The 15,727-nt window shown below is 42.1% G+C and carries 7 protein-coding genes; 6 read left to right on the top strand and 1 reads right to left on the bottom strand.

Annotated elements, in window-relative coordinates:
* The first annotated feature begins 9 nt into the window (after nucleotides 1–9).
* The 6 genes from C727_RS0116270 to C727_RS0116245 all read left to right on the top strand — a co-directional run bounded on the left by C727_RS0116270 (nucleotide 10) and on the right by C727_RS0116245 (nucleotide 13,985).
* Nucleotides 10–1,764 (top strand): sodium:solute symporter family transporter, encoded by a 1,755-nt coding sequence (locus C727_RS0116270; protein WP_017446721.1) that lies wholly within the window; start codon nucleotides 10–12, stop codon nucleotides 1,762–1,764.
* A 17-nt stretch (nucleotides 1,765–1,781) separates the two neighbouring features.
* Nucleotides 1,782–2,615 (top strand): hypothetical protein, encoded by an 834-nt coding sequence (locus C727_RS0116265; RefSeq protein ID WP_017446720.1) that lies wholly within the window; start codon nucleotides 1,782–1,784, stop codon nucleotides 2,613–2,615.
* A gap of 26 nt (nucleotides 2,616–2,641) precedes the next feature.
* Nucleotides 2,642–3,955, top strand: a complete 1,314-nt coding sequence (locus C727_RS0116260; RefSeq protein WP_017446719.1) for an MATE family efflux transporter — start codon at nucleotides 2,642–2,644, stop codon at nucleotides 3,953–3,955.
* 237 nt (nucleotides 3,956–4,192) lie between these two features.
* A complete protein-coding gene (locus tag C727_RS0116255) occupies nucleotides 4,193–7,387 on the top strand; it encodes a TonB-dependent receptor (protein ID WP_017446718.1) in 3,195 nt (1,064 codons plus the stop codon).
* Nucleotides 7,388–7,705: 318 nt separating this feature from the next.
* Nucleotides 7,706–11,098: a TonB-dependent receptor gene (locus tag C727_RS0116250; RefSeq protein WP_017446717.1), complete on the top strand. Its 3,393-nt coding sequence runs from the start codon at nucleotides 7,706–7,708 to the stop codon at nucleotides 11,096–11,098.
* Between the two features lie 106 nt (nucleotides 11,099–11,204).
* The gene (locus tag C727_RS0116245) at nucleotides 11,205–13,985 is read left to right on the top strand and encodes a glycoside hydrolase (RefSeq protein WP_017446716.1); all 2,781 of its coding nucleotides are present in this window, start codon (nucleotides 11,205–11,207) and stop codon (nucleotides 13,983–13,985) included.
* A gap of 70 nt (nucleotides 13,986–14,055) precedes the next feature.
* Here the strand turns inward: C727_RS0116245 and C727_RS0116240 are convergent, their stop codons facing one another.
* On the bottom strand, nucleotides 14,056–15,726 hold the full coding sequence (locus C727_RS0116240; RefSeq protein WP_017446715.1) for a DUF2961 domain-containing protein: 1,671 nt from the start codon (nucleotides 15,724–15,726) through the stop codon (nucleotides 14,056–14,058).
* Nucleotide 15,727: the final 1 nt, after the last annotated feature.

Raw genomic sequence — 15,727 nt, 5'->3', positions numbered from 1 at the left:
GGTTGATTTATGGTCTATGAATATTTAGTCATTGCGGCTTATTTTGCGCTCGTTATTGGCATTGCTTTTGTGTTTAAACGCATGGCAAACAAGTCAACCAGCGATTATTTTCGCGGGGGTGGACGTATGCTCTGGTGGATGGTTGGGTCGGCTGCTTTTATGGCCCAATTTTCTGCCTGGACCTTTACCGGTGCAGCCGGCAAAGCTTTTACCGACGGTTTTTCGATTAGTTTGGTCTTTTTTGCGAATACATTTGCGTATATATGTGGCTGGGCTTATTTCGCTAAACGATTTCGCCAGATGCGAGTAGATACACCCACCGAGGGTATAAAAAGACGCTTTGGCCATCAAAATGAGTTATTTTTTTCATGGGCCATTATTATTTTCGGCATTATCAATGGTGGTGTTTGGTTAAACGCGCTTGGTGTGTTTACCGGTACTTTTTTTAATGCTGACGTCAGTATTACTATTATTGGTACTGGACTTACGCTGTTATTTATTTCGGTATTGTCAGGCGCATGGGGCGTTGTGGCTTCAGACTTCTTACAAACTTTAGTCGTCGCCGTTGTTTCTGTGGCTTGCGCTGTGGTTGCCTTGATTGAAGTGGGTGGTCCAGTTAGATTAGTCGCCGACTTTCCTTCTGGTTTTATCATGGGACCGGATATGAATTATGGACTCCTCTTGTTTGGTACTTTTATTTTCTTTTTGGTGAAACAAATGATCACCATAATGAATTTAAACGACTCCTACCGTTTTTTAACCGCTAAAGACTCTAAAGAAGCCAGTAAAGCGGCCATTTTAGCAGCAACACTCATGGGTGTTGGCAGCATTATCTTTTTTATTCCACCTTGGGCGTCAGCTATTTTATATCCAGATGCCCCACAAGCTTATGCTCAATTAGGTAATAAAGCGGCAGATTCGGTATATTTAGTGTTCACCCAAAATGCGATGCCCATTGGCACTGTTGGTTTATTGGTCGCTGGGTTATTTGCAGCCACAATGTCGTCAATGGATTCGTCGTTAAATAAAACTGCCGGTATTTTTGTTCGTAGTGTTTATCAGCCTTTGTTAACCAAAAAAGGCAAAAAGCCCACGGATAAAAGTCTTTTAGCTGTGGGGATGGCTGCAAGTACGATTAATGGTTTATTGGTAATACTGGCCGCATTGTTTTTTAAATCATTAAAAGAACTCAGCTTATTTGAACTCATGATGCAAGTATCCACCATGATCCAGGTCCCGCTACTCGTTCCTTTATTGTTTGGTTTGTTCATTAAAAAAACACCACATTGGGCACCTTGGGCAACCGTTGCACTTGGCATGTTTGTTTCTTGGTTGATGATGGAAGTGATCACCCCTGAATTAGTTGCTGATATGATGGGTTTAGATCCCCTAACTCGACGCGAGTCTGTTGATATGAATTTAATGTTAACCATTATGGGACACTTATTTATCACAGCCGGCTTTTTTTGCGCAACCAGCTTGTTTTATAACGGAGCGAACGATCTTCACAAAGCAGAGACCGAGCGATTTTTTGCCGACGTAGAAACCCCAGTGGTATCCGATGGTGAGCAAGATGAATATGACCGTCAGCAAAGAAACAAACTCGGTACTATGGTGATGATTATGGGCTCCGGCATGCTCGCAATGACGTTGATCCCTAACCCGCTTTCAGGTCGGATTATTTTTGCTTTATGTGCTGGTGTGGTGCTGTTTGTTGGTTATTTATTAAAAAAGAGCGCCAACATTAAAGCTCTAAATGAATGATATTTATAGGAGTTGTTATGCGTTTAGGATTATTCACAATATTAATGTTAGCCAGTGCTGTGCTGACGACTGCTTGCAGCCAAATTCAAACGACTAAACAAGTCACATTGAGCCATGGCATTGATCAATCCGCAGGCGGCGATCCTGCATTTATTATTAAAACGCCAACCGCAACCTATTATTTAGAAAAACAAGGTGGCGGTTTATCCAGTTTACTTGACAAAGATGGCGTAGATTGGCTGGCGTTTGATAAAACGCCAGGTTCTGGTCATAAAGGTGAATATCGCGGTTTCCCTAATGCCGTTCATAAACAAGACGGCAGTTATTTTCACGCGATGAACGCCGGCACAGATCCCTCCACTGCAATAGTCGAGCTTGAAAACAACAATCATGTTCGCATCAAGGTGACATCCGGCAATGGTCAATGGCAGGCACAATGGAATTTTTATCCCGACCGCTGTGACTTTTTAATGACAAAAGTGAGCCCCGGACACCAGTATTGGGTGCAATACGAAGGCGTACCTGGCGGTAAAATGGATGATTCTGATTTTTGGTTTTCGTCTGCAATTGAACAAAAACAAAACATCAGAACGCATTTTGACGGTGATCTACCCGCGCCTGAATGGATGGCGTTTGGTGACAAAAATTCACCCAGAATGCTCATTATGTTGCATCACGAGGACGACGATCACCCCGACAACTATGAAGATAGACCAGATATGACTGTATTTGCGTTTGGCCGCAGCCAAAAAAACAAATACCTCAATAGTCCACAAAAGTTTTCTATCGGATTTGTTGAATCTACTGAATATAAAAGGGTGTCTAATAAAATCTATTCTTTATTAGACTAAATAATCGCCAATATGAAACAGCGATAATGAACAGAGCCACTGCGTTTTATCTGCGTAAAAATATTAAACTCGCTTGGCCAATGGCGCTCAACGCCATTTTAATGCAAGCCATGTTAGTCATAGACACCCTACTTGTCGCACCACTTGGTGAACTATCAGTCGCGGCAATGGGGATCTCTGTTACCATAGTCGCTTTTGTACTGGGCGTACAACTGGCATTAGCAAATGGCTCTCAACTGATTATCAGCCGGGCTTTTGGCGCCAAAAACAGCTTGAGGTTGCATCAATCTGCACTATACAGTGCGGCAATCAATCTATTGGCTGGCATCGCTTTTATCCTGCTGCTTAATGGCAGCCAAAACCATTTTTTACCTTTGTTATCAGATGATTCAGAGGTGATTATTTTATCGAAAAATTATTTATTTATTGCCCAGTTTATTTTTATTTTTAATGCACTCTCACAAACCTTAATTGCATTTTTAAATGCCCAAGGACAAACCCGACTGCCATTTAATGCTTACTTGTTTGAAGTACCCATTAATATCGTCTTAAGCTACAGCTTTATTTTTGTTTTAGAGATGGGGTTAGTTGGCGCAGCGTACGGTAGTTTAGCAGCGATAATATTTCGATGCGCTTATTTAACCATTAAAATAATAGAGCGACGATACCAGTTTTTAGCAGCGGCAAAAAGCCCTGAACATTGTCGGCAATTACACCAACATTTTACTGAGATTTTTCCAATCGCCATTAATTTTATTTTACTTTCAATCGGCAACACCCTGTATTTGTTGCTCTTTTCTCAGCTAAATTTATATGAGTATGTGGCCGTTACCTTACTATTTCCTTGGCTTAAAATGGCCACTCTTTTTATTGTTGCTTGGGCACAAGCCAATGCCATTAGCATCAGCCAAGCAATTGGTCGGGCAAAAAAACAGCATCTTAATACGATTATAAAAAGCTGTTTGTTAGCCGGTTTTGCCATGGCTTTTGGAGTCGCTTTGGCGCTATATGTGTTTAGTTTATTGATTCAATCTATTTATCCCGAATTGGCTGCTCAAACTTATACAGCCATCGCCAGCATTACTGCCCTATTTGTTTTGCTGCCTATTGTTCGAACTTTTAATACGATTGCCGGTAACTCACTGCGTGCTATGGGTAGCAGTTTGCAAGTCCTAAAAATTCATTTTATTTGCCAATGGTTAATCACTTTGCCGTTATGCGCAATATTTGTGCTTTATCTAAAGCTGCCACTATTTTGGGCTTTTGCATTATTACCACTTGAAGAGATCCTTAAATTAGGCCCTTTTTATTATTTACTGCGCCGAAATACAGTGTCTTAAAATCATTAATCAATGACGATTTTAGCGAACTAAATCACTTATTTTGCACGCAACTTTATCGATTTTTGTAAATTTTTGTAAAAAAAATGAGGATTTGAAGATTTGATTTGTTTAACACTCATAGCTCGAAAAACTATGTTTTTTACATCGCTTTTCAGCTATCAAAATTAACTAATTCCTGCTTTAGTGTTTGTTAGGGAGAGCACTGCAGCAGGCACAATCAAGGTGGACATAAACATGCAAATTAAATCGAAAATAAAGCCAACCTTAACTGCGCTTTCTGTTTTCGCCGCTATTAACGCGGCGAACGCGCAAGATGCTGATACTAACGCCCAAGTTGAAGATACTGAAGTTATTGAGGTGACGGGTCTACGTAATAGTGTGATTTCGGCGACTGATCTTAAAAAAAATGCCAACAAACTTGTTGATGCAATCAACGCAGAAGACGTTGGTAAGTTTCCAGATTCTAACGTAATGGATTCATTACAAAGGATCACCGGCGTTCAAATCATCCGTGATGATGCAGGGGATGCAGCCTCTTTCCAAATTCGTGGTATGAGCCAAAACCGAGTCGAATTAAATGGTCGCTCAATGGCTGCTGGTGAAGGTGAAGGCCGAAACGCAAACTTGGGTGATATCCCAAGTGAACTGATTGCCGGCTTAGAAGTGATTAAATCACCGACCGCCGATATGACAGAAGGCTCGTTAGGTGCAACGGTTAACCTAAAAACAGCCCGCCCTTTCAACTTTGCTAAACCACTTGTCAAACTCAATTTAAAAGCAAAATATGGCAACAATATTGACGAAGTTTACGGCAACTATAATGTAGTTTTATCCGATACTTGGGAAAACGAAGAAATAGGTAAATTTGGTGTTTTGGTCAACGCGACCTATAACGATAACAGAGTCAGTGGTGATACCCTTAGATTAAATGGTTGGGGTAATCGCTGTACAACATATGCGGTCAGCAAACCTGATGGCACTTTATACCGTACCCAAAACGGTGTGACTGAAACTGAAAACAACTGTGCTACTTTTACCAACAATGGTCATAGCCAAGACGTGCAAATGGTTTATGCGCCAAATGCCTCTGTTCATTTGCAGTCGCTAAGCGAACGCGAGCGTTCATCGCTCAATACCACTTTCCAGTGGAAACCAACGTCTAACTCTGAGTATATTTTCGATTTTAACTACTTATACAAAGACGACAGAACCTTCAACCAAACTTATCGACTTGGTTTTAATCAGGGCCGAGACTTTATGGACCCAGCTATCTTCGACGGAAAAGAAGACGGCTATCTGCACTACGCCTACCAAGACGTCGAATTAGCAGCCCCTGTTGAAATTACCAATCAACTAGGCGAAGTTGCACAGACAGTGCAGCCAGTGGAATACGTCAATATGGATAACGCTTTCACAAACGGCGGTGGTAGCCAGGGCATGGGATTAACCACAGAGCGTTATGTATTTGGTTTAAGCGGCGAATGGAATTTTGATAACTTCCAGCTTTCCAGTGAAGCCAGTTATTCTACTTCTGAATTTGAACGTCATTATATCTCTATTGGCATGGCGCGTTGGGCTGGTAACGATACCACCATGAATGATCAAACGTTACGAGTTGACCCTGATGAAGCAATTCGCCTTGCGGGCCAGTCATTAACCATGGACCTACGTGGCGATACTGTTGGTATCGATTGGCAAGGGGCAGACCTGTTAGATCCTCGTATTTATCGTTTGAGCGGTTTACAAGACGATGGTTGGATTCATAAGCCAAGTGTTGCAGAATTTAAAGCGGACGTTGATTATGATTTATTCTGGCATGATTTTACGACATTAGAATTTGGGGTTCGTTTAACCGAAAACGTCATGGAACGTACCAGTCGTTTCCGCTTCACCTGTAACCGCAACTATGCCTATGGTGCCGACGGGCCAAACGGCAATTCATATGATGCAGACACTGACAGGGAGTGTACAGACCCGTCTGTTTCTGTTGTGGATTTGATGGCAGCACATCCAGAAGCTTTTGACGTGGTTGAAGGCTATTTTTCTGACGCCGACAAAACAAACTTTACCTCATGGTTAGGGACCAATAACCGCCTATATTTTGACGACAAAGAAAAATGGCGAGATATATTTGGTTTTTATGACGAAGGTGAAGATGTTGTTAACTCAGGTTATGTTTATGACCCGATTGAAACCTATAAATTAACCGAAGAAACCGCTGCTATTTATTTAAAAGCAAATTTAGACGGTGAAATATTTGGTGATTTAATTTACCGCGGTAACTTTGGTGTACGTGGCGTTTATACCAGCATAGAATCGTTAACCTATCCAAATGCAACGTTAGAAAACAAAGGCTCACCACTAACACTGGAACACGATTATTTTGAAGCACTACCAAGTGTAAACTTGGCTTTAGTATATGATGAATCAACCATTGCTCGTTTTGCGGCAGCTAAAGTAATGGTGCGCCCAAACTTTGGTGAACTTAAACCAACGGGTAGCTTTAACCAATTTATTGGTTGTAACGTCTACAATCCGGCAGACCCTTTTAACTCACTTGGTTTGGCTTACCCAGATCCTAATGCCAGTGAGGAAGTGCAAGCTCAGCAACTAGCGTTGCAAGAGGCAATTGCGAATGATTATGGTACAGGTCTTGCCTGCCCAGGTATTCGAGGTTTTGGTACAACCATAGGTAACATTGAGTTAGCACCTTATACCGCTTATAACTATGATTTAAGTCTTGAAAAATATTGGGGCAAAGGTAACTCAGCTTCTGCAACCTTATTCTATCGTGATGTTCAGGCAGACATTGTCCGTTCGAACCGCGTATTCCGTCTGCCTGTTGAAACAAGCATTCAATTGCCAGAAGCGGTTGAAGAAGGTTATGAACTATGGCGCGTTAAACAGATGCAAAACGGCGGTGAAAGTGTTCGCCAAGGTTTTGAATTAGCCTTCACTCAGTTTTTTGACTTCTTGCCAGGTATTTATAGTGGTTTAGGTGTACAGCTTAACTACACCTATGCCGATGGTTCTCGTCCAGATGCCCTTTATATTGATCAAAATGATAACTTTGTATCAGCCGATACCGAAGGCGCACAATTATACGATCAAGAGGCCTTTAAACCAGTTATTGACCTGTCTAAACACTCTTATAATGCGTCATTATTCTACGATAAACATGGGGTTAACGTGCGTGTGTCGTATAACTTCCGTGATGCCTATTATAAAGGAAATAACTTATATAACGACGATACAGAGCGCTTAGATTTTGCATCTAGCTATCAAGTGACTAAGAGTGTGCGCGCAACATTCAATATCCAAAACCTGTTAGGCACTTGGAATCACCAATATGATTATGACCCATCGATCACACGTCGATTATCATACTCAGATACCACTTATACTTTAGGTGTGGGTGTACGCTTCTAATTTTCGCTAGGGCAACAGCATTCTGTTGCCCTTTTTAATTTCTAAAAAAAACTTAGTTTCCTCGGGTAATATTACGCATATTCAGACACTTACCCCATACCCAGTAAATTCTTTCTATTTTTTGTAACCTCTTTGCACAATTTTTTTATCAAAAATAGCAAAAAAACTTGAGGGTTTTGCTCCCTGTAATGTTTATAAAATGTAACCATTAGTTACAAAGAGCCTTTTTTACTAAGGTTTAAATGTAAATAACATTAAAAAAACCGTTTTAGTTTTTATAAATCTCAGCTAAACGGTAAACACAATGTGGAGCATACGATGCAAATAACCTCGAAAATAAAGCCAACCTTATTGGCTATTTCGGTCTTAGCAGCAATTAATTCGGCAAACGCACAAGAGACCGAAAGCACGACCGCTGTGAACGAAGCAGAAACCGAAGTCACAAATCCAAATGCTCAAACTAGAGCAAAAAAGGCAAAACAAGAAGCGGAAGAAACCGAAGTTATCGAAGTCACAGGTTTACGCTCAAGTTTATTAAAAGCCACCGAGCTTAAACGTACCGCCAATAACTTAATTGATGTGATCACGGCCGAAGATGTGGGTGCCTTCCCTGATGAGAATGTGGTTGAATCTTTACAAAGGGTCACAGGTGTTCAGGTTATTTTTGGTGACAATGGTTCAGCTGGGGCATTCCAAGTACGGGGTGTTTCGCAAAACCGAATAGAGCTAAACGGGCGTAGTGTCGCCGGTGGTCAAGGTGGTGATCCGTCTCGTGACGTTAACTTGGCTGATTTTCCAGCTGAATTAATCGACTCTTTAGAAGTTATTAAATCACCAACCGCCGCTTTAACTGAAGGTTCGTTAGGTGCAACCATCAATTTAAAAACTAAACGTCCACTGCGCATTAAAAAGAGTTTTATTAATGTGAACGCAAAAGCCAAATATGGTGACGAAGCCGAAGAACTTTTCCCCAACTTGAATATTATCGGTACTCACTCATGGCGCGATACCCCACTTGGGGATTTTGGTGCTTTAGTTAACTTAACGTATAACGACAACCACAATGGTGGTGATGTGGTGCGTACAAACCAATGGCAAAAGCGTTGTCCCATGTACGCAGAAGACAATAGTGGCCGGACAGTATTGGCGCAAGGCCGCTGTAACCCAGAAGAGGGTGAAATCACTGTTTATCGAGCACGTCAATTTGGTTTAATTGATAGTAATCGTCAAAATACTAAAACGGCGATTGCAACCACACTGCAATGGAAACCAACACAAGACTCTTCATATACCTTAGATGTAATTCACAATAAAGCAGACAATATGGCTTATAGCGATATTATGTGGATACATACTGATACCAACTGGGTATTGCCAGCAGAAGAGCTAGGTCCAGATGGTGAGCTATATGCCTTTTCTGACTTAAAAACTGGCACCGAGGTTGAGCGTTATGATGCCATGGGTCGTTTTGTTGATACCGTCCTGCCAGCCACCTCGTACACTAGTGCCATTGGTGTTGTTAATAACGTCAATGCACAGGCATTTCCATCTGAAACCACTCAAACGACAGTCGCGTTAAAAGGTGAATGGAATTTCGATCGTTTAGGCATTGAAGCCGAAGCCGCCCACTCAAAATCTGAGCATGAACGCCATTATGTTGTGGCACGACTCAATGCTTATTTTGGTAACCCACTAAACTTTAACGATCAACGTTATAGAATTGACGATAAAAGCATCGTTGGCACAGATCAGGCTACCGCGATCCGTCAAAACGGTTCTGACTTGACAGTGGACTTATCAGATCCAAGAACCATAGGGTTAACTTTAGATACCGAAGGTATGGATCCAAATGATATGCGCTATTGGCGAGTTGCTAGTTTTGGGAACGATGGCTGGAAACGTGATCCAACCAGCTCTGCAGCAAAAATTGATTTTGATTATGATTTAGATTGGGGGCCATTCACCACACTTGAATTTGGTGCACGTGTTGCTCAAGATTATATGGAAAACTCAACTCGCTTCCGCGTAAGCTGCGCTGGAAAATGGGCGTGGGGAACGGAAGAAGATCAAAGCGTAGCAAATTCATACGACCCCAAAACTGATTTAGATTGTCAAAAACCTATGTCAGGTGTGGAGTTTGCCGACCAGTATCCTGATCTGATAAAAACCCATGATGGTTTTTATGCTGAGGCAGGCTCTGTACCTTCGTTTAGCGCAATTGACTTGGCGGTTTTTCAAGACGATCGTGAACGCTGGAACGAGTTATCAGGTTTTAATGACGTTGGCGGTTATTCTGAAAGCCCAGGTGAGAATTATAACTTAACTGAAGATACCACTGCACTTTATGTGATGACTAACCTAGATGGTGATTTAACTTCTAATTTAACTTACCGTGGCAACTTTGGTATACGTGCCGTTAAAACAGAAGTTAAAGCAGAAACTTATAACTCGGTAGACGAGAACGGTGATCCTAAAGCGTTAATCTCTGAAAATGATTATACCAACTACTTACCTAGCATGAACTTTGCCATTGCCAGTGATAAATATGGTTTAGTTCGTTTAGCAGCCGCTGAAACCATGGTTCGCCCTGCTTTAGGCAAACTTTTACCAGTTGCTCAGTTAAATAACTTCCAAGGCTGTGTGCCTTACGATCCGCAAGACCCATTCAATGTATTGCCGGATAATGGTGTTTTTCCACCAGAAAATCTGCCACAAGATGTCCGAGACAAAATGATTGCTCAACAATACGCAATTCAAAACTACTATGAGGGTGTAACAGATACTTGTCCTGGTATCCGCTCAGGCACAACGAATATAGGTAACATTAACCTAGTTGCACAAACCTCTCGCAACGTAGATTTAAGTTATGAACGTTATTGGGGTAAAGGCAACATGTTCAGCTTAGCTTTCTTCCACCGTAAAGTAGAAGCAGACACTGTAACTCGTCGCGGCGTATTAGCAGTGCCTGCCGAACCTGGTACAACCTTAGTTGGTGTTGAAGGTAATGGCGGTGAAACTGGTGAAGATATCTTAGTTGGTGAAGATATTTCAGCTCAACCGGGTTATGAACTTTGGCGTATCCGTACCGCCTTTAACGGCAAAGGTTCAACCCGTCAAGGTATCGAAATTGGTTATACTCAATGGTTAGACTTTTTACCTGGCTTTTGGCAAGGTTTTGGTTTTCAAGCCAACTATACCTATAGTGACGGTAGCAGACCAGATCCAACCTTTATCGATAAAGCCACAGAATTACCGCTTGATTTAAATGCACTTGGCATAACAGCTGGTGATTTTGAAGGACAACGTGATGCGCTTGATGCGCTAGTTGCTCAGGGCAGTGACGGACCTTTGCCAAATGGATTTGATTTGGAAGATCCAAATGCACTTATGCCGATTCAAAATATGTCAGAACACTCAGGTAATCTTTCTTTCTTCTACGACAGAAACAAGTTAAATGCACGTTTAGCAGCGAACTATCGTAGTGGATATTATAAAAGTGGAAACCGCAACTGGCCACTGTACTCAGATTCATCAACACGTTTAGATTTTTCATCTAACTACCGAATCAATAAAAAGCTAAAAGTACAGTTTAATATCAACAATATTACTAAAACAAAATTACACCACTATCGCATCGATCGACAAATAACAGACCGTTCTAGTTATTCTGACCGCATCTATACAGTGGGTATCAACTATAGATTTGACTAAATTCTAGTTATCTCCGTTAGAAACCAAAAAGCAAGCTTAACCGCTTGCTTTTTTTTACCTAAAAAAGCGACAAAACCATAAAAAGCACTAAATAAGGATGTATAAGATGTACCTTAAGTTATTTAAACCTAAATATACCTATGTTTGCCTGATGAGTTTATTATTAGGCGCATGTGGCGGAGGCGGAGGCGGAGGCAGTGACTCGGCGAGTCCTAACGAACCTGAGCCTGAACCGCCCCAACCGGCGTCTCCCATTGCCCCAAGTGGTAAAGATTGGCAGTATTGTGCTAAAGCTGGCGAGACCTGTGAATTTAACGGCCAGTTCGAAGTGGCCTTTGGTAATTCTGGTGACTACAGCATAAAAACACACAATGATGGTGTGCTCTGTAGCTCAGATATCTTTAACCACATAACAGAAGAGGATGACAGTTATTGTTGGGCACGCGAAATTGAACCCCCAGTCCAAGCCAGTATTTTGTTAGATGCAACTGCCACAGCTCAGCCAATAATAATGCTTGGTGGTGATATGGAGCGTAGCCATAGAAACTTTCATCAAGCCGCCAACCAAGAAGAGATTATAAAATGGTTAGTGGAAGATATTAAATTTAATACCTGGCGCGTATCTTATGACAAACATCAAGAGATGAGCCCTGGCGTAAAAGACTTTTCTATTTATGACAACGCCATAAAAGCTATGAAGATGATCAAAGCCATTAATCCGGACATGCAGTTTTTTGCAACCTTAGAGTCTGATTATAATGGCTATGGTCAGGGCAACCGAAATAATTTACCCACATTCATCTACGATTATGAATATAAAAATGGTGCAGGCACCGGCAGTAAGCACTTTGATGCCCAAAAGTATGCTTTGTTTTTGGCCGACTACGTCGAGTACATGGAGCAATCTGGTGTTCCTTTAAGCTATTTAGCGATGTCAAAAGAATATGTTGGCGTGATCACAGCAGAGCGAACCAAAGAAGCATTAGAAACCCTCATCGCAGAACTCAGCCGTCGCAATGTGGCTATGCCTAAAATCATAGATGCAGGTACTTGGTCGATTTCAAACGGCATTAAATTAATCGGACAATACCAGGATTTAGGCATTAACCAGCATGTATACGGATATAGCTCACACGACTATTGGTCTGGCGAAACAAAAACCTGGCAGGATTTTGCAACCGCCGCTGGGGAGGCCGGTAAAATAGCATTTAATGACGAAACCGGCCATGGTGGCGGTGGCCCTATTTTAAATGAGGTGAATATCGGCAGTGTATTAGGTGCCTATTCCAAAAAAGCTGATATGTACGCAGGGGGTTTACAAGGCGAAGCCATTTTTGAGCTATGGCCACGAGGTTATGGCGAAGTGCAAACCAACAAGTATTACGCTAAACCAATATTTTTTGATAAAGGCTCAGATGGTCGCCGTATGCGCAGCTACTTTATTATGAAAACCTTTATTAACAGCATAGTGGATAGTGAATATGTTAATACCACAATTGAATCTCAGCCCGAGCTAAAAACCATGGCGTTTAAACAAGGGGATCAACTTTCTTTATGGATCGTCAATACTGGAGAAACAGATCTCAATGCAATTGACATTGCAGTGCAAAATTTTAATTTAAAATCTGGTATGCAGATCGAGCAAATTTATTGGCAAGAGAATACTGAGATACGGGGCAATCAATCATCTATTTCACTCACCTCAGATGATCTGTTTAGCGCAGACATTAAAGCCCGCAGCCTAACTGGCTTTATGATTCGCGCTGACTACCCGCTGATCACTGAAATAAAACAAGATAATGGCACTTGGGCCACAGGTGATCGTCTTTTTGTTAAAGAAGGTGATACGGTCGCATTCAAAGCGACCAGCAGTATTGATGGAGACTGGTCTTGGCAGGGCCCCAATGATTTTAGTGCCACCACTCAAACCATTGAGATCGCTAATGTCTCTTCGCTTAGCGCTGGCGAATATATTGCGACTTTTACAGATGAAAATGGTCATAGCAGCCAAATTAGCACTGAATTACAAATCGATTGTGCAACTGACCCATTCGTGTCGTTAGGCTATCAAATTAATGACAACAGCCCTGTGACAGGGCATAGCGATATTAACCTAGCAGCAGGAGACAAACTCAGGTTTTCACCTCAGGCTAACGGTCAAGGTCAGTGGCAATGGCATGGGCCGGACGGTTTTAGCCATTCTGGTCAAAACCCTCAGCTTTCTCTGATAAAACCCAAACAATCAGGTCAATATCAGCTCACCTTTACCAGTGAACAAGGTTGCAGTGTCCAGCAAGCCTATCAGGTCACAGCCAGTTGTAGTGCAACACCGTTAATTATGCCTAAAGTGCAGATAGCAGGCGCCTGGTCAGAAAGCAACCAACTAGAGTATAGACAGGGTGATACCTTTCAGATCTCAGCCAATGCATCAACTGCAGGCCGTTGGCAATGGACAGGTCCAAATGGTTTTTCTGCCATGGAAGTACAACAACTGCAGTTTAGTGATGCAGGTGATGCTCAAACTGGTACATACACGGCTACTTTTACCACCCCAGCCGGTTGCCAAGCAAGCCAAACCTTTACCACAAACCTAGTCGCCGGTGAATGTACGCCGGCGAAAGTGACCCCTTATTTTAGAATAAATCAAGGTACTTGGATGCAAACCGGAGAGGCGAGCGTTAAAGTCGGTGATACCATTGATATTGGTCCGCAACCACATGGTGGAACTTGGTCTTGGTCAGGGCCTGATGACTACGCAAGTGATCAACGTCAAATTCAATTAAGCAAGGTCACACTGGCACAAGCAGGTACTTATAGCGCGATTTATACGCCGCAAAATGGGGGCTGCCCTGGGCAAGTAGAGTTTAAATTAACAGTCTCTGAATAAATATTCTGTTAAATTGATTCGGGTGACATCTTTGACTTAATCGCGATGTCACCATTTTAAGAAAAAAAGCTTACCGGACTTCTGTCTGACTGTGTTTTAGAGCGTCTTTAGCATTACTAGAGCCTTGGTGACGGGTTGTTAAGTCACCATACCAGTACGCCCCAACCGCAAACCCCATATCCACCTCTTCCCAATGCCAAACTTCCATATCTAGTTTTAACGAACTTGCAAACGGCATGGTATCCAGCGCGCGAGTGCGTGTTTCTGTGCTATAACCTTGAGTATTTCGCTCATCACCTGTTTTTCTATTCAACTTGTTATATTGATGGCTAAACGGCTGTGCATGGAACGGATGCTGATAAAAGTCAGTGCTTTTACCGCCCCACGAATAGCCATAATAATCTTCGGTACCTGTGCCAAAAATCGAAGGGAAAGTTTCACCGTCGACAAAGATTTTTTCATCCCCTTCTCCCCACCAACGGGCAATAGGATTCCATATTGTCAAAGTATCTCCAACATATACCCCTCGTCCAGTTAGGTTAACATAATTCCAATCTGAAAATGGGCGGGTAGCCACAGGGTACTGGCCGCGCCAAATAGCGTGAAAATATAAGCTATTGTCATCCCATTGCCAGTCGCCCACTTGCGCGGTTAGCTCAAAATCAACCGCCTGTTCGGATAAATTCAGCAAAGATATCGAGGCTGTTCTCTGATACGGCATCACCCAGCGGCTGCTTAATAACCCAGACTCAGATACAGTTCGATACCAACCTGTAAATGGATTTAGGCCAACCCCTGTGCCAAAAAATTCACTAATGGGTGTCTGCACAGTTTGTTGACCATCAAAGTCCATTTTAACAACAATCGAGCGCGTAATATTTTTATTTGAATAGTCGCCTAATTGTAATGCCAGAGCGTTAATCGCTGCCATTCCTTTAGGTAACGACAAAGATTTTTCACCACCTGGTGCAAGCGTGCCTGATAATTTTACCGGTTTGCCGTCAGTATTATTGTTAGGATATAGCAGTTCATGAGCGACCTGATTAATTAATGGTTTGGCGTGTACTAGATCACTCCGTTTAAAGCTTTTGATTTTTGTTTCAGAGCTATATTCACGGTAAGTCAATTGATAAAAAAACGGTCGTTCTGAGACGGTCACTTTTAGGCCTTTGGCATAAGGCATTGGAAAAAACGAAACGGCAGAACGCAATGATTTATGCGCAAGTGGATAAGGAATATCGCCACTACCATCTAATAACGAAAACATGTTGCCTTCATATTCTGGCTCACTTTCCCCATCAAAATAAAAACGAATAATAGAATCAGTTGTTGGTTTTTTATCATTCTGCCAGGGCATCCAGGTTCTAACCAGAACACCAGGGCCTTTGGCATCCATTAATACCCACTCTTTTCGTCCGTCATTGATTTCGGTACGAATAAAATTGGCATCTTTAGCATTACTATTAAAGTCATGATTTAAAAACCAACCTTCAGGCTCATCAGGGCTCACTGAACCTCGGTTATAGCTGCTCTCTTGCTTTAACCTAAAGTCGTGAGTAGGATACTGAGCAATTGCTGACCGATCGACCATTTCCTTAAGCAGGGATTGCATGGTAACAGCTTGATTAGCTTGCTCAGAAACTTTTTTAGATACTAGTTGTTCGCCCGACCCAGAACTACATGCCCCAAGCCCTGATATATAGATAACGGCCATTAAGCCTGTACAGATAAGTTTGTTCATT

It is taken from the genome of Gayadomonas joobiniege G7 (assembly GCF_000300815.1).
Taxonomy (GTDB): Bacteria; Pseudomonadota; Gammaproteobacteria; order Enterobacterales; family Alteromonadaceae; genus Catenovulum; species Catenovulum joobiniege.
Note: the sequence above shows the minus strand (reverse complement) of the source record. Positions and strands in the feature narration are given on the sequence as shown.